Raw genomic sequence first — 20,828 nt, 5'->3', positions numbered from 1 at the left:
GGCATATGCGGACAGTTTTGAGCGGGAACTTGGAAAAAGTGTCGTCATAAAGGGCATATGCGGACAGTTTTGAGGGGGAACATGGAAAAAGTGTCGCCATGAAGGGCATATGCGGACAGTTTTGAGGGGGAACTTGGAAAAAGTGTCGCCATGAAGGGCTTATGCAGACAGTATTGAGTGGGAACTTGGAAAAAGTGTCGTCATGAAGGGCATATGCGGACAGTATTGAGGGGGAACTTGGAAAAAGTGTCGCCATGAAGGGCATATGCGGACAGTTTGGAACCAAACTTAGGAGAAAGTGGCGTCATTACGAGTCCATACTTGTATACTTACTTTAACATGAATTATAAAAAATGAAACTGATTGTTCGCTCTCATTCGTCAAAGGTACAAAGAGGGAGGGGGCAATACCATGCGTCAGTTCTCAAGTGAGGAGGCTGGATTAATCATAGATAACATGAATCAAGAATCAACCGCTGCTGCAGTTATTGAAGAGGCGATCCGAGAATATGGAAAACAGCTGACAAACTTTGCTTTCAGCTATGTAAAGGACTGGACGACCGCCGAGGATATCGTTCAGGACTCTTTTATAAAAGCATTTCGCAAATACGATTCGTTTAAAGGGGAGTCATCACTGAAAACGTGGTTGTACCGGATTGCTGCCAATCAATGTAAGGATTATTTGAGGTCCTCGTATTTTAAAAGAGTTGTGCTTTCAAACATTTTGCCGACAAAAAATCAGCCGGAAAACCCGACGACAGATGAGGTGGACGAGGATCTAGCCAATTTTGTTATAAAATTACCAGTCAAATACCGGGAAGTTATCATTTTACATTATTACGAGGAGCTTCCGATTAAGCAGATTTCAGAGTTGCTGCAACTCAAAGAATCTACAGTTAAGACAAGAATGAGAAGGGCTCGATTGTTGTTGAAAAGTAAGCTTGAAGGGAGCGACAAACATGGAGAATAATAACCTTGACCAATTGAAGCAATCACTCGATGCTACTGTTTTTAATAAAAACCCTTATGATGAACATACCGAACAGAAATTAATCGAGAGGCTCCGGAAAGAACGACGGAATTCGAAAGGAATCATAACCTTTTTCGCAAATGTCTATAAGCCTGCGCTTTCGGTTATCGGATTACTGGCATTCTGCTCTGTATTATTTTTCATGGTTAATGGGGAACAATCTCCTGTGGCTCCGAGTGATGACCCGCAACCTGCCATCCAGGATCCGGAAAATGATCCGCCACCAGAGGATGAAGTAGAGGATAAGTTGACCAAAGAGCAAATCTACGAAAAAATGCAGAATTCAGCAAAATACTTTAATACTGCTGAAGGAAAATACACGATTAAATATCTGTTTGAAGGTGGAATGAAGGCAAGTGTCGAGTTTGCAGTGAGACACGGCGAAAATCAATTTTACATCTTCCGTGCCTTTGATGAGGTTAACCATGAAATTTTACATGAAAATATGGAGACGACTCATTTGTACCATTTGCAACAGGAATACAGTCAGATCCAGCATGATAGCCGCTTAGTACCGCATCAGCTGGAGCATCTTGAGTACATCTACCCTGCGTCATTAGCGGAAAAATATTTGCAGGACTTCGACTCGTGGACTTTTGAGGAAAGTTATGAACTCGGAGATCAACGAGTAGTTCCGATAGAAGGTGCATTTGAAACCGAGGAAGGCGAAGAGCACTCCGTCAAGATTTTGATGCTAGAGCAAACAGGTATTTTACTGAAGGTCGAGGTGTACGACGAAAACGGTGACCTGTATGAATCGATGGAAATGGATGAGCTTGCATTGAATACATCGATCGAAGAAAGTCGGTTCAATTTGACCATTCCGGAAAATTATTCGAACAAAAATGAGGATGAGACAGCAGTCGAAACGACCACGGATAACAACCAAGATTCAGATGAAAATAAAGTAGATGAAAAGGAAGATAGTAACGAAGTAGATGAAATTGATTGGGCAACTGTAATGCCGAAAATAAAAGAAAAATTTGAAAAGAAGGAAGAGGTTACAACGGTCATTTTTTATGGTGAGGGTATGGATATTATAATGTATCTGGAAGTTAACCCAGATCACTTTGATAAAGAAAATTTACAACAATATGGGCTAGAGGTTGTCGAAGATTTTAAACAATATAATCCAAATATCTGGCAGGAATATGATTTTGTAATATCAATTGTAAATAATCAAGTAAAAAGTAATCGGTTAGAAGGGCGACTTGTGGATGGAAAAATCGTCAATTTGGAGAAAGTAGATAAAAAGTAAAAAAACGATGAGGTAGCCTATTAATTGGCTACCTTATTTTGAATAAAAATACAGCGCTATTACCTTCGGATGATATTAAGGTCTCGGAGGAGGTAGTGGACTGGATTCATACCATGGAGTTCCTGAATCGGCCCGAAGTGTCGCAACGTTCCTTCCTCTAACACAAGTACGAACTGACAGAGGTCCTCGATTTCCTGTAGATCATGACTTGAAAAAAGTACGGTTTTATCTGGATTGAGATGGTGCAGAAAGCGGATGATGTCGGTTTTGGACGAGATGTCGATGCCGACGGTCGGTTCGTCCATAATCAAGTAATCCGGATTGTGCAGCAGTGCAATCAGAATGTTGAGTTTCCGCTGCATTCCGCCAGAAAGCTTTTCAACCCGCTTTTTTACATGTGGAGTAAGTCCGACCATATCGAGCAGCTGATCGACTCGTTCGTTCGGAATTTTGCCAGGCGCCATCCCTGCCCAGAACTTCAGGTTATCCTTGACTGTCAAGTTACTGTGGAGCGCGATATCTTGTGGGACGTAGCCAATCCGCTTGCGTATCGCCTTCTTTTTAAAACGAAAAGACTTTCCTTCGATTAACACATCGCCCCTCGACGGATTCACAAGCGTTGCGATCATCTTCATGAGCGTGGACTTCCCTGCGCCGTTCGGTCCGACCAATCCGACTCGCGCTCCTTTTGGTATGAAGAGGTCGACATCCCGGACCACCTTTTTTCCTTTATATCGTTTTTGTACGTTTCTGAGTTCAATCATGACGAATCGCTCCTGTTCCGAATCCGAGAATCATCGTACCCACTCCGATACTTATTAGAATCAGTAGTGAAGTTGACGGGTCTTGGGCAAGTCCTTCTAAAAACCAATGCTGTGGTGTGTAGGTGGTGGCACTCGCAAAGGTCTTCGAAAATTCCGCCAGTTTGATAAAAGTACCGCCGATTATGCTTGTAACGACTGTAAACGCAATCGCTACCAACTGATAAAGCGATCGCGACGTAAACAAATGATTGAGGAAAAATCCAATCCCCATACTCGCGAATAGATAAGCGAGTAAAAGGTAGACTTCATCCGTCGTTGATAGCATGAAAATGCTCACCGGAATGAGTGTGAATGCTGTGAATGCAACCGTTCCGAAAAAGTTTCCGGCTAGCTGTGTAAACCGACTGACTCCAAACATGCCGCTCCTTGATGCAACACCATTGCTCCGATTTTCAAGTACCCATGAGTGTAAAAAGAAACTGATCAACAGGATGTATACACTGAGTATTCCGTATAAAAGGGAAGACGATTTATTGGAACTCGAGCTTGGTTCAGGACTTGGCAAGGCTGATTCTCCGGCTGTTTTGTAGTCAATCGTCATGAGTGGTTCGGGCTCCCATTGACCATCGGCAAAAGCCCAAGCCTCTTCGTAAATCTTGTCACCGTCCAGGTTTTCCGCAAGATAGGTTGCAGCTTTCCCATTACTCGCCAATCGGATGACTTCGCTGGCGACGAATTCTTCGATCAGTCCGACGGAAATGGCTGAAGGGGACTCCCAAAGCTCAATTACACCCTCGATCTCACCGTTTTTCAGTTTCTCTTCAATATTTTCTTTAAAAATGATGGCAGACTCTGCTTGGTTCGTTTCTAGAAGTCGCTTCGCTTCCTCTTTTGAACGCTTGATCGCATGGATTGCTTCTTTGTCCGATATTCGCTCGATTAGTGTTGTAGCGGTATCACTTTCCTCTTCCACTACGAATACGATTGGAATTTGAATCTGTGTAGATCCTGTTTTAAGCAGCTGATCGGCTCCCCAAAGGACGAGAAGAGGGATGAACAGCAATGCGAGAAACTGTCTTTTATGGCTGAAATGGTTTTTCCACCGTGCTCGAATGATGTGCCACGTTTTCATCACCTTTTCACCTGCCTTAACACATATGCTGTGAACAGGAAAAATCCAGTCATTGCGGCCATTGTCATAAGGCTCGGGTAAAGAAGCTCTTTTTTAAGGTCAAAAATCGAGTGGAGCAGCCCGGTGTGTACCCAATGAGTCCATGTTCCGAGGTTCACCCAATGCAAAATCCCCGTGTAATACGCTTCCGGGAATATCAGACTTCCGCAAGCTGCGAAAACAATCAAAAAGAGCAATCCGATGAATGTTCGAATTCCTTCCTGAACGGGAATCGATGATAAGAGCGAGTACCAGGCACTGATGACTGCTAGTGTAAGTACAATCGAAAGTAGTCCCCAACCGAGTTCTCCAGTAATTTTTAAATCGGTAAAATAGATGAAACTGCCTATGAGTATTACAGATTGCAGGAACAATACCGCAAAATGCGTGAAAAAGTGACTGCTGACCTGTGTAGAGGATGAGACTCCGAATGTTCGGAGGCGTTCATCGATTCGTGCGTTAGAGGACATTGTAACTCCCATCGTTAATAGTCCTGTCAAGCATAATAATAGGATAAAACCGGATGTACTGTAATAGTTAAGCGGTGTGACACCACTGAAAGATTCGACTTCTTCTTTTTCAAACATCTTCTCGCGGCCGAACGCGAACAACGTGAACTCTTCAATTGATGCCGTGATTTCCCCTGAACCAGCAGAATCATAACGATTCAGAAACTCATAGATCGTGTTGACGCCACTTTGTGCTGCGGAAACGAGGTCCGCGGCACTTTTCATCATTTCGTGAAAAAGAGCTGACTGAATCGGACGCTGCTCGTTCCCGATTACAACTACAGGTTTGTTTTCACCGTATCGGATCCCGTCTGTAAACCCGTTAGGAATCTTCAGGATTGATGCGATTTCGTTATTAGCAAGTAAACCCTCCGCCTCATCAGATGTAACATGTCGGAACGTGATCAGTTCTTCAAGCTCTTCATCCTCCTGGAATTGTTGGATAAGAAGCTTTGTTTCAATCGTGTTGTCCTCATCGACGATCGCAACATCAAATGGAGGGAGGAGCGTTTCTGACTTGATCAAGTTTTCAAGCCCGTACACCAGAAAGGCAACTAGGCCTAATGGCAGTAAAAAAAGTACCCCCCAGGCGAGGGGCTGTCGAACAATCTCCTTCAATTGCATGCGTGCTAAAACAGTCGATTTCATATACGGTCACCTGACTATGTAGAAAACTAGATTCAAAGGTTTGTCTTACTTAATTGTATGCTTTTTTCGGAGGTTTAGAAAGAATAAATTTGGTGCAAGTCACTTCCCGGAATTTGTCAAAACCCAGCCGCATTCTGTTCGGTGACAGGTCTAAAACGCAGGATATCTCCTGCGGAAATTGTAAGCGGACTATAGTCGTCATGCACCCGATAAATAGCGGAATTTCATTGTTGAAAACTATCATTATATCGTAGTACTTTGATTTTTTTGGAGTATGGTGGACAAAGTTATGAAGTACATCGACAATTCTCTGATAATGATAGTCCTCCTTTAATGGGTAAAATTACCTATTTAGTCGTTTGCGTTTAACAAATTGTAAGGATTAACCGATTAAATAGTTGTAACGACATAAGACTATAAAACTATTTACGACGAAAAAGGCAAACTCGTTGAAAAGCGGGGACGCAAAGCTTCAGATCTAAAGCCTTATGAACTGAATCGGTGACATAAGGTAATGATAGCTGGGCTGCCGTGATGATATTTTTATACATAAATAACGTTCATTTCATGTTAAATATTGTCTTTTTCGTTGGCTTGAAGGGAGCCATCGGGATGCATCTTAAAACCATACTTCGAAAGCTATCATTCTATCTATTAAGCCTGCTTATTGTGAGCAGTTCGATACTGCCGAACTTTGCCGCTTCGGCAAATGCAGCATCACAAGGCCTGGATCCACAATCGATTTTGGATTATTTGCCACAAATGAACCAACAGGCACCTTATGTACCAAATCCGAATCAAGGAACATCACCACAGCTGCCTACCGCTGCCAGCGGAAATACGCAGCCAGTCTCACCATCTACATTCCAATCCGATCAATCACCACCTCAAGCAGGATCGAATATCAATTCGTCGATCAATGTTGCAACGGGGGATCTTGTCTTAAACGAGACAGATATGAACATTCCTGGAATCGGTTTTGATTTCAAACTGGAACGTAACTATAAGTCGAAAAAAGATAATCCTGACACCGACAATGTGGATGAACGAATCGGTGCTTTTGGCATGGGCTGGGATTTCAACCAGAACTCCAAGCTCCAGCTCTATGCTGAATTCAAAATGGGTGAATTCCGGGTAGACGGAACAACTCTGACCTATCCTTTTGAATATGGAAGCGATGAATTTTACACGACAGCTTATGATGAGGATCCGCTCATCAACTATGAACTCGATAAAGGAAAATATACAGATCAAAATGGGAATTCTCTAGTTCGGGGGGAGACTCAATACGAATACTTCGTTACAACCCCGCAACAAATGACGATCAAATATTACGGCTACCATGCACCATGGCGTAAAGATCAGTCCTTAAAGGAAGGGAAGATGATCCAACGGACCGACCGCTACGGCAACACGATGCGCTACGAGTACAATGATGCAGGTGAGCTACTAAAGGTCATCGACACGACCGGTCGTACGATCGGTTTCAAATGGGAAAATGATGTAATCTCAGAGATCACCGACCCTAAAGGACAGATTACACACTACGGTTATGACAACAAGAAGCGTCTTACCGAGGTCGAAACACCGGACGGGCGTACAATTAATTACGGATACGACAGCAACAACCGCATTACGAGCATCACCAACGGCGAAAACGAAACGACCCGTTATATGTACAATTCGAAAAGTGATGTCAAAACCGTCACCAACGCTTTAGACGTGACGACTTCGAAGTTCGACTATGACTACAACGGGGATAAAATAACACAAACGACGAAAACGAACGCTCTCAACAAGAAATGGATTTACAAGATATCTGAGGAACAAATTACAAAGGAAACGAATCCACTAGGTGAAACAACTTCCTATCAGTACGACGAGGATGGGAACGCAACAAAGATCACCTCGCCTACAGGGACTGTCTCATTCACTTATAATGACGATGGTCAAAAGCTTACCCAGACTGACATCAGTGGGCGAACGACCACTTATCAGTATCACGAAACCTGGCAGGTGCCGAAGAAAATCATAGACTCTGAGGGACGCGTCACCACCTATGAATTCGACACCAAAGGGAACATCACGAAGCGAGTCGAGCATGGCGTGACCGCAACCTTCGGATACGATTCAAGAGGTCAGCTCTTATGGATCGATGATGCCGATCACAATCGGATGGAATTTACGTACGACCAATACGGAAATCCTGAAACGGTCAAAAATGCTGCTGATGAAGTAACGTCCTATGATTTTGACCAACTCGGTCGACTGCTGAAACAAACTAACCCGGATGGAACGACGATTTCTTTTGAATACGATGGAACCGGCCATCTCTTGAAGCAGACGTCCGGAACTTCGGTCTACAGCTATCAATACGATAAGGCTGGAAGGCTTACAAATCTCACCAATCCGTTAGAAAATACGTCTACCTACCAGTATGATGATGCTGGGAATGTGATTCAATATACGGATGCGTTAAAACGGACATACTCGTATGACTATGACGATCAAGGACAGCTGAAAACGATCACGAACCCTGCTCAATTGAAAACATCGTATACGTGGGATGACCTAGGACGTCTCGATACGGTCACGACGCCAAAGGGGAAAGTATCTTATCAGTACGGTCCATATGGCGTAACGAACGTGTCGAGCCCACGCGGTACGTTAAGCTACCATTACAACGCGAAGGGTCAACGAGAGGAAATCGTCGACCAGATCGGACGTAAGACAAGCTATGCTTATAACGCGAAGGGTCAGCTTGAAAAAGTGACAGACCCGTACGGACGGACAGTTAGCTATATGTATGATGCCCAAGGACGGATCAAAACCGAAACGAATTCAAACGGGCAATCCGTAGAATACGTCTACGACCACCTCGGACTTTTAAAAGAGAAAATCTATCAGGATGGAACGAAGGAGCGGTACGTCTATAGTCCGGCCAAACGGATGACGAAACGGATCAACCGGGATGGTTCTTCAGAGGAATATGCCTACCACCCTGGCGGGCAGCTTGCAACGTATACCGATGCATTGGAGCAAGCCGTTCAATATTTTTATGACGAAAACGGTCAGCTGGAAAAGCAGATCGATAAAGCCGACGGAGAAACGACTTATACGTACAATGACATGGGTTGGGTCACTTCTGTCAAGAATCCGTTGGACTACACGACCTCCTATAAATACGATGAGGCAGGTCGCGTCCTTCAAGTCAACGAGCCGAAGGGAAAAACGACATCCTTTAAATATGATGCAATGGATCGACTCGTCCAGATGGTGGATCCACTTGGTAATGTGCATAAATGGACGTACGATCTTGCCGAAAACAAGAGCACATACATTCGTCCGGATGGGGAAAAGTTCGTTTATGAATACAACAATCAGGATCTGCTGGAATCCATCGCTGATCCACTTGGCCGGATCACGGCGTATGACTATGACAAAGCAGGAAGAAGAACGGAAATCATCGATCCATATGGACAGACGACGAAGTTTTCCTACAACGAATTGGATCAGCTTACGAAAAAAGTCAGACCTGATGGTAAATCATTCACGTATCAGTATGACGAAAACGGCCGTTTGAAAAAGGAAACGAATCCGCTCGGATTGACGAAAACGTACACGTACTATACACCTGGAACAATCAAATCCGTGAACGATGTGAGAGGGACCACCCGCTACACGTATGATGTGATGGGAAGGGTCACTTCACGTACGAATCCACTAGGTTACAAGACAAGTATGGAGTACGATGCGCTCGGTCGTGTCAAAAAAGCGATCGATCCGTTGAACCATACAACGGTTTTCACTTATACGCCGCTCAATCAGACAAAAACAATCAAACAGGCGAATGGTGCGGTCACAGAAAATATGTACGATGCATTAGGCAGGATCACGAAACAGATCGATCCGTTGAATCGTGAGACGACCTATCACTACGATGCACTCGGAAACGTAACAGAAGTCATCAATCCGCTCGACCAGAAAACAACGATGTCCTACGACCTTGCCGGACACTTGCTTTCGGTGACAGATCCGAAGGAAAATACGACAACCTATGAATACAACAAAATCGGTCTGCAGACGAAGGTAATCAACCCGCTCGAGCATGTGGTCGCGTTCACCTATGACAAAGCGGGACGGATGACCGAACAGAAACAGCCGAATGGTGCAGTCACAAAATACAAGTATGACAAGCTGGACCGGGTCGTTCAGGTCATCGATCCGCTCGGAAACGATACGACATTAGCCTACGATGATCTCGGGAACCTTTTATCCGAAACCGATCCATCAGGACATACAGCAAGCTACACGTATGATGCGCTCGGGCGTATGCTTTCGGAAACGGATCGCCGCGGCGAGACGACCAAATATACGTACTTAGACAAAAAAGGGACCGTTCAAATCAAGAATCCGTTGGATAAGATCACGACGCTTCAATATGACGCTACTGGTCAGCTTACAAAACAAACGGACGCACTTGGAAGAACGACCTCTTATGGATATGACGCACTCGGACGTCAAACAACGGTTACCGATGCACTCGGAAACCAAGAGAAAACGGTGTACGACTCTGTCGGGTTCGTCACCTCGTATACCGATAAAAAGAAGCAGGTCTATCACTATGAATACGATCTTGTCGGGAACCTGAAGGAAGAAATCGATCCGTTAAAAGGTGTTACGACCTACCAATATGATAGATTGGACCGATTAACATCACAAACCGATCCTAAAGGCGGAACGACAACATTCGCTTACGACTCTGTCGGTAACCTGACGAAACAGGTTGCTCCTGAGGGTGGTGTCTACCAATACACCTATGACGACCTCGGACGGAATACAGCGGTCATCGACCCGCTTAAGCAGAAAACGAGCTATGAGTATGATCTCGTCGGAAATGTGGAAAAGGTGACCGATCCGATGAAGGCGGCAACCTTTTACGAGTACGATTTAATGAACCGCATGACCGAAATGAAGAATGCGAAAGGTGCTGTATGGTCGTACGAATATAGTGCAACAGGTCTGATGACGAAAATGACCGATCCTTACGGAAAGCACTATACGTACAGCTATGACGAAGAGGGTCACCTTTTATCTGAAACCGATCCGTTGAAGCATAAGACAACGTATCACTACGATGAGATTGGTCGACCAGTCAAGCAAGTTGACGCAGCAGGTGCGGAAACGAAATGGACGTACGATGCCGTATCCAATGTTACGAAGGTTACAGATGCCCTCGGTTATGAAACGTCGTTCAAATATGACGCCTTGAACCGGCAGACTTCGGTCACGACACCAAAAGGGGCAATGACCAAAATTGCTTACGATCCGATCGGTAATGTAACGAAGGAAACGGATCCACTAGGGCATTCGACATCCTATCAATACGATGCACTGAATCGCTTGTCGAGCGTCACCAATGCGATGGGCGGCGTAACAAGCTACCAGTATGATTCGAACGGGAATTTGACGAAAGCGATCGATGCAAACGGAAACCCGAGATCATGGGCGTATGATTTAAACAACCAGATGACGAAGGAAACGAATGCGCTCGGTCAGAGCATTGCTTATAATTACAATGCGGCAGGTCAGCTTACTTCGGAAACGTACCCGAACGGCAATGTGACGGATTATTCGTACACACCGCGGGGTGAAGTCTCTGCAGTCAATTACAGTGGAGATGTCACCACTTACGACTATGATGCTGTCGGCAACATGACTGAAATGGAAAACGAATACTCGCATGACCGATTCTCTTATGATTTGCTAGGCAGGATTACAAAACAAGAGAAGGTTGATCTTGAGAAATCGCTCAGCTTTACGTATGACGCAGTCGGCAATGTAACAAGTCTTACGAACAGCGAGGACCGCACGACAACGTATACGTACGACGAGCGAAATTTAATCCATTCTGTTCAAGATCCGGATGAGAATGTCAGCACGTTTTCTTATGATGCACTTGGAAGAGAGACGAAGCGAAGTCTTGCTAATGGGAATACACTCACACGTAAATACGATGAAGACGGGAACCTGACCAAGGTGATGAACCGCAACAGTGAAGGGATCCTTTCATCGTTTAACTATCAGTTTGATAAGGCTGGAAAACGGACGAAACAGGTTGAGGAAGACGGTGCTACGACGCTTTATGAATACGATGCATTGAATCGTTTGACCTCCGTCGATTATCCGGAAAAGAAAATCGAAGAAACGAAAGACACAGCCAATACACCACCGTTGACGAAAAAAGACAGCACGACGAACACTGAGGACTCGACTGACACGGTGACGTCAACGGACACTGATACTGAAACAACACAAACAATTACAGAGGAAACAACACAACCGACCGATGAAAAGGTCACTGCAACATCCGACGGGGAAGAAGCCGATACTGTTGAACTGGCTGCATCCGAACCAAAGCCAGAAAAGCAAAAGGATTCATCGTTTACCCTCGACTCGGCGATCGAGAAGTTTTTCAGTTCAATCGTGGAGAACATCCAGGACTTCTTCAAGTCCTTATGGAAGAAGATGACGAGCCTCTTCTGGATCCATGTGGAAGCGAAGAATTTAGAAGCTGGAAAGAAAAACGACCCGACCCACGGAAACGGAAAGAAGAATCCAGCAACTTCCGAAGACAATACAACGACCGAAACGGATCAAACTGAATCCACTGAAAAAGGGAATGGCAACCAGAAGCAGGACAGTGAAAACGGCAATACCAAGCCTGCTACTGAAAAAGACAATAACAACGACAAAGGAAGCAACACGGAAAAAGGAAATACGGATAAAAATGAGAAAGAGAAAGGGAACGGGAACGGAAACGCTCATCCGAACAACGGAAAAACAGATAAAGGGAAGAAAACTGAGAAAGAAAAGCAGCGAGGCGTCTGTGTGGAGAATGCGGATGGCAGCTATACGTATGATCCGATTGACAAGCGTCCGGATTACCTGATCGACCCAGTTGACAAGGTGAGCTATACGTACGATGCGGTGGGTAACCGCATGTCGATGGAAGCCGATGGCGTAAAGACGACGTATGCGTACAACAAGATCAACCAGCTCCTCGAGGCGGGAGATACGAAATATGCGTACGATGAAAACGGAAACCTGATCGAGCGGATTGACAAGGATGAATCCGTATCCTTCAGCTATGACGGGGCCAACCGCTTGACCGAAGTCCTCTTCGACGACGCAAGCTTTGCGAAGTACGGCTACGACGGACTCGGACGGAAAGCGTACCGCGAGGAGTGGACGTGGAAGGAATACGGCGGAGAAAAGAACAATAATGGCAAAAGTCTTTGCGCAAACGGACAAGGAAAAGGAAATGGCCGAACAGGGACACCTTCCGACAGTGGAAACGGGAAGAAGCTTGGTCACTATAAAAATAATGGAAACGGCCAAAACCATAAGCATCATGTGGAAACAGCTTACATGTACCAGGGGCTTTCCAACGTTCTGCATAAGGAATACAGCACGAGCGGATCGCCGTATGCCGAGTACTACATGGGTGCGAACCAGCAGCTCGTCTCCCGGAAGATGTTCGGGAACCACGGACTCGTCAATCCGGCGCATGAACCGAACCTGAAGACGACCGGAGGCATGCTGTATTATCAGTATGGCGGCATGAGAACGGTGAGCGAAGTGACCGACCGCCATGGTGATCTCATCGAACAATACCGGTACGACGCGTTCGGCGGCATCTTCACCGGAATTACATCACCGTATAACTACAACGGCTATACGGGGCATGTATACGATGCAAAAACAAGCTTGACGTACATGAACGCCCGCTGGTACGACCCAGCAGCCGGCCGATTCATGACAAAAGACACGTATCCGGGAACATTGGGCAATCCGCTATCCCAGCACCGCTATGCCTATGTGTTAAATAATCCAATCAACATGTGGGATCCAACCGGGCATATGAATGAGCATGAAAACAGTCATGGCGGAGACCTAAACGATGGTAATACAGGTGGTACCGGTGGCGGCATCGGCTGGAGTGAGCCGATGGACGTCAGTGGGATTCCGGACTGGGTACGGCGTGGTGAAGACCGGACGTTCACCCATTACTTGAATAATGAACGTTCAAGCTTCGATAGCCATGTATGGGAATTTATCAGCGAAGATGAACCGATTGTTTCAAAGGATAAAGAGGTGGTCGATCATACCCGGTATCTGCTCGTAACCTCCAAATGGAGTACAAAGTATACGTGGCGGTACAATTATACGATCAAGCATTACATTAATGACCATGTCTTCAGTAAGGATGGGCCATCGAGGGAAACCTTCTCAGAAACAATCGTTGAGGAATGGGATACCAAGATCACCGCCAAAATGTTGGCCGAGAAGAATCAAGCGGAACTGGATAAGCTGTTAGAGGATCCACCGCCAAATGCACGGGTCGTCAGCCGGACGGCCGATCTTCCGGATGCCTACCAGACGATCTACAAGCAAGCGAATGCACCGAAAACCCAGGTGATGAGCGAGAACATCGACAACCATCTCGGGAAGCAGAGCCTGACGAAAAACGGGGTCTATAAGCAAGTATTGGCGGGAGCTTGGGGAGAAGTCAAATCGGACATCATTGATTTCTTGAAGGTGGCGAGTCCGGTTGGTTTGGTCACAACCATGCCGGAAACGTTTAACCTGGTGATGGACTTGGTGAACGGATCTTACTCGCTGGACGACTTGAAAGAAGTCGTCGGTGCGACGTTGAAGAGCCAGTTCATCGATTCCTTCGTCTACCTGTTCCAGAATACAGGGAGAATCCTGAACGGAACGGCGAGTAAGAAGGAAGCACGTGCATACGGCGCGAATCTGGTACGAGCGACCGAATCAATTGCGATGCTCTTCGGGGGAGGAGTGGGAGCCGCCAAAGGAATCACCAAGCTTGCGTCGAAACTAACAAAGGCAGCGAAAGAACGGCTAAAAGACTCTAAGGGTACGGGTAATCCTGCTACAAGACTTCCAAGAACTAATGGTACTTGGGACGGTCAACCTGGAAACGGGAAATGGTATTCTAATAAAACAGAAGTAGAAGAAATTACTGGTGGTCAACCAGTTGTATTTAAAGATGGTCGACCTGATTTTTCTCCATGGTCTGAATTAGACATTACATTTAAAAAGGGCGAGTTAAATGGAACTAGCAAGGATTTTGATTTGGTATATAATAAAGTAAAAGATATGGTTGGTTTAGAAAATAAGACACAAGCCAAGAACTGGCTGTCTGAACAAGGATTAACTCCACATCATTTAGATGATAAAACTATACAATTGATACCAACAAAACTTCATGGAAACGTTCCACACATTGGTTCGGCATCCGATTTAAGAGGAGGATTTTAAAGTTGAGTAATAATTCAATTAAAATTGAAAACAAATTAAGTCTGCTAGGGATTACAAGTAAATATGGAAACAAACCTATTAGAGAGGTGGAAAAAATCGAAGAAACATTAGGTTATAATTTACCAAATGAATATAAAGAGTTTCTTCATAAGTTTGGTACTTTAAATTTTAATGATATTGAAGTTTCCTTTTACCCAGAAAATACTGCTGATGATGAAGACCCTTTAACGATAGTGAACTTTTACAGTGTTAATGGTGATAATTATGACCTGAAATTAATTATTAATCGTTATATGGATAGGATTCCTGATGATTTGATCCCAATTGCAGAGTGTCCTGGTGGTGACCAACTTTGTATCGGTATTAACAACAAAGCAATTGGTAAGATATATTATTGGGACCATAACAAGGAAAAACTTCAGGTAAATACGATTGAAGAGATGTGGGAACCTGTAAGTTTAATTTACAATTCTTTTTTTGACTTAATCATGAGTTTTCAGGAGTTAAAAGAGAATAAAGAATTTGATGATTCGATTATTGAGAACATCAAAGTAAGTGATAAATTTCTTTCAAGATTTAAAAATAGTAACTAAGTTTTGAGTACCTTGATTGGCTAAATGCCTTTCAAGGTTTTTTACTATAATTTATATTAAAACAGCAGATAATTGAGTGAGACATTAAGAAAATGATTTGTTTGAGAATCGAGAGCTCATGATGGTTGTACCATCATGGAGTATCGTTTTAATACTTGGATAGTAAGAAAAGTACGATAATTAGGCGAGATGACATTTTATATGGTAGGGGTAGTTATGACATGGATTGGCTAGGAAACTAACGAGAATGACAAAGCTCGTGGCGATAAACAATGGAAAACGTAAAAAGGTGTTCGTAATCAGCGTTGCTTATAAATTATGGGTTGTATTTTTCCTAGTGACGGTCGTATAATACTCGCTATTCGTTTAAAAAGTGTTACGAAAATTAAAATTTATGTAACGGGAGGGTGAAAAGTTGAACGTTGTTGGGTATATAAGAGTCTCGACTCAAGGGCAAGCAAAAGATGGATATAGCTTGAAATATCAAGAAGAGGAAATCAAGGCATATTGTGAAGAACAAGGCTTTAACTTGATACATATTTTTAGAGATGAAGGAATTAATGGTGCCAAATTGAAAGAGGAAGCATTTGAAATAGACAGGATGGGCTTACAGGAGATGTTGGCTCACCTTTCGTCTGTCCAAATAGATAATGTGGTGGTGCTGAACACAAGCCCATTATGGAGGTCAGATTTGTGTACGGCTTGTGATTAAACCATTTTTTAAGAGAGAACCATCAGTAGTGAGGCAGGCGGCATCGGCTGGAGTGAGCCGATGGACGTCAGTGGGATTCCGGACTGGGTACGGCGTGGTGAAGACCGGACGTTCACCCATTACTTGAATAATGAACGTTCAAGCTTCGATAGCCATGTATGGGAATTTATCAGCGAAGATGAACCGATCGTTTCAAAGGATAAAGAGGTGGTCGATCATACCCGGTATCTGCTGGTAACTTCTAAACGGAGTACAAAGTATACGTGGCGGTACAATTATACGATCAAGCATTACATTAATGACCATGTCTTCAGTAAGGAGGGGCCATCGAGGGAAACCTTCTCAGAAACGATCGTTGAGGAATGGGATACCAAAATTACGGCCAAACAGCTGGCCGAGATGAGTCAGGCGGAACTGGATGCGGCGACCGAAGATCCACCGCCGAATGCACGGGTCGTCAGCCGGACCGTTGATCTTCCGGATGCGTATCAGGCGATCTATAAGCAAGTGAATGCCCCGAAAACGCAAGTTCTGAGCGAGAACATTGACAACCATCTCGGGAAGCAAAGTCTGACGGGAAGCGGCGTCTATAAGCAGGTGCTTGCTGGCGCATGGGGCCAAATCAAATCCGACATCTTCGATTACGTAAAGCTGTTGAATCCGATGGTCATGAAGCAGACGATCCAGCAGACGTTCAACCTGGTGATGGGACTCGCAAACGGATCCTACTCGATCCAAGACCTGCTTCATGTTGTCGGGGATACGTTGAAAGGCCAGTACATCGACTCGTTTGTTTACCTGTACCAGAATACAGGGAAGGTATTAAGCGGGTCGGCGACGAAGAAGGAAGCACGGGCATACGGCAAAAATATGGTCCTCGCAACCCAAGCGGTGTTGAGCATGATCGCACCTGGAGCCGGAGCCGCCAAGGGAATGGCCAAGCTCATCACCAAGGTCAAACATTTTTCAAAGGGTATGAAAGCTGCCAAAGCTGCGAAGGCCGCAAATAGCATGCCTAATAAGGGGACTAATGAATTTAGATTAGGAGGACCTGGTTACTTACAAACTTTTGCCTCTAAGGGTACGGATGAAATTGACAAGGTACTAACAAAAAATGGAGCATTTAGGGATGCAAAGAGAAGGGCGGGAATACCTAACTCTACTCAGCACAAAAAACCTGTTGATGTTTATGATCGGACAAGTGAGAATAGAAGAGTATATGAATTTGAAGTAGATGGTAAGAAAAAATATATAATAGAGCACAGAGAAGATAAATTTGGAAGAGGTCCTCATTTTCATGGTGCTGACGATTTAAAGGGAAGCCCATTAGAAAAAGGAAGATATAATCAGTATCCTGGACATTCACCAGAAGATTTTGTTGGTTATAAAAAGAAGGGGCGACCATGAGGAAGGTGATTAATTTGAGTGATGAGAGAATAAAAAAGATGGAGTTGTTAAAAAGGAAAAGTAGAAGGAAGAATTTAATCAAAGGATTAAACTTCATGAATCTTACAGAGGATCCTTTTTTAGATATTGAAGATAACGATTTATTTTGTAAGAAAGTATTTTCATTACTAAACACAAAGAAAAATAAGATTCAATTGCAAGGAAATGACTATAAAGATAATATTCAAAAATCAATACAATTGTTAAATGAGACTTTTGATAATATCGAAGTAACCCGAAATAAAGGAAGACTATTGTTTTTTAGAGAAAATGAAATAGAAGCAGTGTTGATTAATGTTAATGAAGTATTTAGTAACTTAGATAAAGTTCTTGAGTTAACAAAGTTTTCAGTGGGTTATGGAGATTTTATACTAGTTGCAGAAGATTTTTATTTTGGATTGTGTATAGAACGAACGGAATATTATTATGAGTTTAGTGTTTGGGGACTATCATGAAAATTGAAACATATGAGAACCTTGATTGGCTATATGCCTTTCAAGGTTTTCTTTTTGGGTGGGGCTACCTAGTACCGAATAAAGCTAATATTATTATCTGAATAGAGATAACCCTTATTACCCCTATATGATGTTTTATCAAATTCTTTAGTACGTACAACACCTTTAAAACGTACACCCTATTTAATGAATTTCAAATCGTGTAAATAACCTAAAAATCAACAGATACTACCATTCTCATCCTCAAATACTTTACCTTCGCTTTCTCCCTGCCCTTTAAATTTTTTCAAAACTTTTACGTACATAGAATGATTACGATGGCAAGAGGCTACTCCACCTCGATTAACTCCTGGATGTCGATGTCTAACACTTTGCATACTATTTCTAATGTTGATAGCTATAATAGCACTGGTGGTTTTACGGAGATTCCAGATTGGGTTTATGCGAAAAAGATAATATCGCAAAGCGCTGTCGAGATGAATTGCCTGCTGATGCATTCGAACTACACAAATGGAAATTCAAATACTTTCTGGCCCGATTGAATCCGAGATTTTTTGATGGTGTGTTACCCAGTACCGAACAGACGAATTACCCAACCCCTATTAACTGTAACCTTAGTAATACCAATATAACCATGTATAAATTACTTTGTACGCATAATTAATACTTACAATTGTATAACCTATTTCCCCCAACTTTTTTTCTTAGAATAGCTCCAATATCACCGGTTACCATCATTTTCAACTAACAATATATTACCTTCTCTTTCTCCGTGCCTATGAAAATATTTTGCCTACGTAAAAAAATGTTGGCGACTATTTTTGAGTAAATCCGTTTACTATGTCGAGAAGGTTGTCCAAGAAAAAAACCTTTGCAACTATTACAGCAGACCTCTTTTGTTTAAGAATAAGAAACATCTTTACTATTACCCTAACGGATACTTTAGTCTCTGTGACACATTTAATTTTCTTGTACACCTATTTTTGTGGGATGGCGGGGACTAATTTCCTTTTCTCTTTCACTGAACCGTCATTGATAATGATATGCAACGATTAATGGGTGCATTTGATATTCACTTAACTGATTATGAAAAAATGAATCTTGAAGCGTAGTATAAGATAATATTGGAATTAATTTACGTCCTGAGGGTACGGGTAAAGCAGCTACCAAGCAAGCTATTAAACAAAACGAAGTTACTACTTATAAGGATTTTGTTGATAGGTCAGTTGTCGGGGATAATTTAGAAGGACATGAAGTTTGGCAACACGCAAATCTGAAGGCAAATGGTCTTGCTACTAATAGACTATCTACTGAAGCATCGAAGAACAATCCAGTAATAGCATTAGAGCGAGAACAACACAAACTTATAAATAAGGCCCAAAGAGGTATTGACGCTGCCAATCAATTCCCATTAGATAATATTATGAGTAATTCTAAAATTTTGCGAGATGCTGGTATTTCAGAAGATATTGTAAACGATATTACAAATAAAGCGTTAAATCATATGCTTTAAAATAGGGAATGATAAGATGCAAAATGAATTAGATCAATTACTGATGAAGTTAGAAAAATCAATTATGAATGAAGATTTTATTGATGTTACTTACGATATTGTGGAAGAAATAGAAGAAAGGGAAGATGCTTTTGAAGCTATTCAACCCATTTTTAAGTTGATGGAAAGAAATCCAGATATAAATTTTGGTAGACCAGGACCATTTGTGCATTTTGTTGAAAAGTTTTATAAAAATGGATATGAAGAAAAACTTGTTGAATCAATTAAAAGGCAACCTACCCAACATACTGTTTGGATGTTAAATAGAGTTATCAATGGTTCTCAAGGGGATAGAAAACCATATTTTATAAATGTATTGGATAGTATTATTGCGTTTCCTAACCTTGATAATGAAATTGTATCACTTGCTTGTCAGTTCAAGTCTTTACATGAATAGTATTAAGTATAAACCTTGATTGGCTTTAAGCCTTTCAAGGTTTTTATATTGGTTGAATCAGCACCTTCACAATATCTGAACGCCAAAATCAACTTGTGTTTAAAAACAACCACATACTCTATTTGTGTAGACGAAAGATGAGCTAACATCTCCTGTAACCTCATCCTATCAATTTCTAGTGCTTCTTCTACGGATCCTACTCGATCCAAGACCTGCTTCATGTGGTCGGGGATACGTTGAAAGGCCAGTACATCGACTCGTTTGTTTACCTGTACCAGAATACGGGGAAGGTCTTAAGCGGGTCCGCGACGAAGAAGGAAGCACGGGCATACGGCAAAAATATGGTGCTAGCAACCCAAGCGGTCTTGAGCATGATCGCACCTGGAGCCGGAGCCGCCAAGGGAATGGCCAAGCTCATCACCAAGGTCAAAGATTTTTCAAAGGGTATGAAAGCTGCCAGAGCTCCGAAGGCCGCAAATAGCAGGCCGAGTAAGGGGACTAATGAATTTAGATTAGGAGGACCTGGTTACTTACAAACTTTTGCCTCTAAGGGTACGGGTGAAACTGCTAAGTCAGTTAACAAGTATTGGGATAACGTTATAGAATTTAATGGTAATAAGGTGTATCCTAGAAATGACTTATTTGACCCTAATACGATAAGTTCTTGGAAGGTAAAGGGAAAAACGGTTACTGGCACAAATGCTGAAAGAATGGCATCTGGGAGAGCTCCAATAGGATATGATGGTAAATCAATAAATCTACATCATTTAACCCAGACCCAGTCGGGATCTATTACTGAAGTTGGTCAGTCTTTTCATCAAAAATATTACTCTATACTTCATATTAATACTGGGGGATTACCATCTGGGATAAATAGGGCAGAATTTGATGCTTGGAAAAAAGGATATTGGATTAATAGATCTAATGATTTTATGCAATAAGAAAG

General features: G+C 43.0%; 11 protein-coding genes, 1 pseudogene and 1 riboswitch. Of the genes and pseudogenes, 9 read left to right on the top strand and 3 right to left on the bottom strand.

All coding sequences use genetic code 11. From position 1 onward, the window contains the following. Positions 1-411 precede the first annotated feature (411 nt). Positions 412-969 (top strand): sigma-70 family RNA polymerase sigma factor, encoded by a 558-nt coding sequence (locus MOJ78_RS18955; RefSeq protein WP_304978881.1) that lies wholly within the window; start codon positions 412-414, stop codon positions 967-969. After that, a complete protein-coding gene (locus MOJ78_RS18950) occupies positions 959-2,287 on the top strand; it encodes a hypothetical protein (protein WP_304978880.1) in 1,329 nt (442 codons plus the stop codon). Before MOJ78_RS18955 ends, MOJ78_RS18950 begins: the two co-directional genes overlap by 11 nt. Before the next feature lie 59 nt (positions 2,288-2,346). On the opposite strand, the gene MOJ78_RS18945 is transcribed toward MOJ78_RS18950, so the two are convergent. From MOJ78_RS18945 to MOJ78_RS18935, 3 genes are read right to left on the bottom strand one after another with little or no spacing between them, the layout of a single operon-like run. Next, the gene (locus MOJ78_RS18945) at positions 2,347-3,051 is read right to left on the bottom strand and encodes an ABC transporter ATP-binding protein (protein WP_304978879.1); all 705 of its coding nucleotides are present in this window, start codon (positions 3,049-3,051) and stop codon (positions 2,347-2,349) included. Beyond that, on the bottom strand, positions 3,044-4,183 hold the full coding sequence (locus MOJ78_RS18940; protein WP_304978878.1) for an ABC transporter permease: 1,140 nt from the start codon (positions 4,181-4,183) through the stop codon (positions 3,044-3,046). Before MOJ78_RS18940 ends, MOJ78_RS18945 begins: the two co-directional genes overlap by 8 nt. Beyond that, on the bottom strand, positions 4,183-5,379 hold the full coding sequence (locus MOJ78_RS18935) for an ABC transporter permease (protein ID WP_304978877.1): 1,197 nt from the start codon (positions 5,377-5,379) through the stop codon (positions 4,183-4,185). Before MOJ78_RS18935 ends, MOJ78_RS18940 begins: the two co-directional genes overlap by 1 nt. A gap of 429 nt (positions 5,380-5,808) precedes the next feature. Further along, positions 5,809-5,913, top strand: a riboswitch (cyclic di-GMP riboswitch). 78 nt (positions 5,914-5,991) lie between these two features. Here MOJ78_RS18935 and MOJ78_RS18930 point away from each other — a divergent pair. The 7 genes and pseudogenes from MOJ78_RS18930 (at position 5,992) to MOJ78_RS18900 (ending at position 20,823) form a co-directional block, all read left to right on the top strand. Further along, positions 5,992-14,727 carry an RHS repeat-associated core domain-containing protein gene (locus MOJ78_RS18930; RefSeq protein ID WP_304978876.1) on the top strand — a complete coding sequence of 2,912 codons (8,736 nt, stop codon included), beginning with the start codon at positions 5,992-5,994 and terminating at the stop codon, positions 14,725-14,727. 2 nt (positions 14,728-14,729) lie between these two features. Continuing rightward, on the top strand, positions 14,730-15,320 hold the full coding sequence (locus MOJ78_RS18925) for an SMI1/KNR4 family protein (protein ID WP_304978875.1): 591 nt from the start codon (positions 14,730-14,732) through the stop codon (positions 15,318-15,320). Positions 15,321-15,735: 415 nt separating this feature from the next. After that, positions 15,736-16,014, top strand: a pseudogene (locus MOJ78_RS18920) (recombinase family protein); the annotation flags it as partial. 78 nt (positions 16,015-16,092) lie between these two features. Then, a complete protein-coding gene (locus tag MOJ78_RS18915; RefSeq protein WP_304978874.1) occupies positions 16,093-17,439 on the top strand; it encodes an HNH/endonuclease VII fold putative polymorphic toxin in 1,347 nt (448 codons plus the stop codon). After that, positions 17,436-17,933 (top strand): YxiF family protein, encoded by a 498-nt coding sequence (locus tag MOJ78_RS18910; RefSeq protein WP_304978873.1) that lies wholly within the window; start codon positions 17,436-17,438, stop codon positions 17,931-17,933. The genes MOJ78_RS18915 and MOJ78_RS18910 overlap by 4 nt, the downstream gene beginning before the upstream one ends. Positions 17,934-19,462: 1,529 nt before the next feature. Then, positions 19,463-19,882: a hypothetical protein gene (locus MOJ78_RS18905; protein WP_304978872.1), complete on the top strand. Its 420-nt coding sequence runs from the start codon at positions 19,463-19,465 to the stop codon at positions 19,880-19,882. A 404-nt stretch (positions 19,883-20,286) separates the two neighbouring features. Further along, the gene (locus tag MOJ78_RS18900; RefSeq protein WP_304978871.1) at positions 20,287-20,823 is read left to right on the top strand and encodes an HNH/ENDO VII family nuclease; all 537 of its coding nucleotides are present in this window, start codon (positions 20,287-20,289) and stop codon (positions 20,821-20,823) included. The last annotated feature ends 5 nt before the right edge of the window (positions 20,824-20,828 follow it).

Source organism: Alkalihalobacillus sp. AL-G, from assembly GCF_030643805.1.
In the GTDB taxonomy this organism is placed as follows: domain Bacteria; phylum Bacillota; class Bacilli; order Bacillales; family Fictibacillaceae; genus Pseudalkalibacillus.
This window is presented reverse-complemented; position numbering and strand designations above follow the sequence as displayed.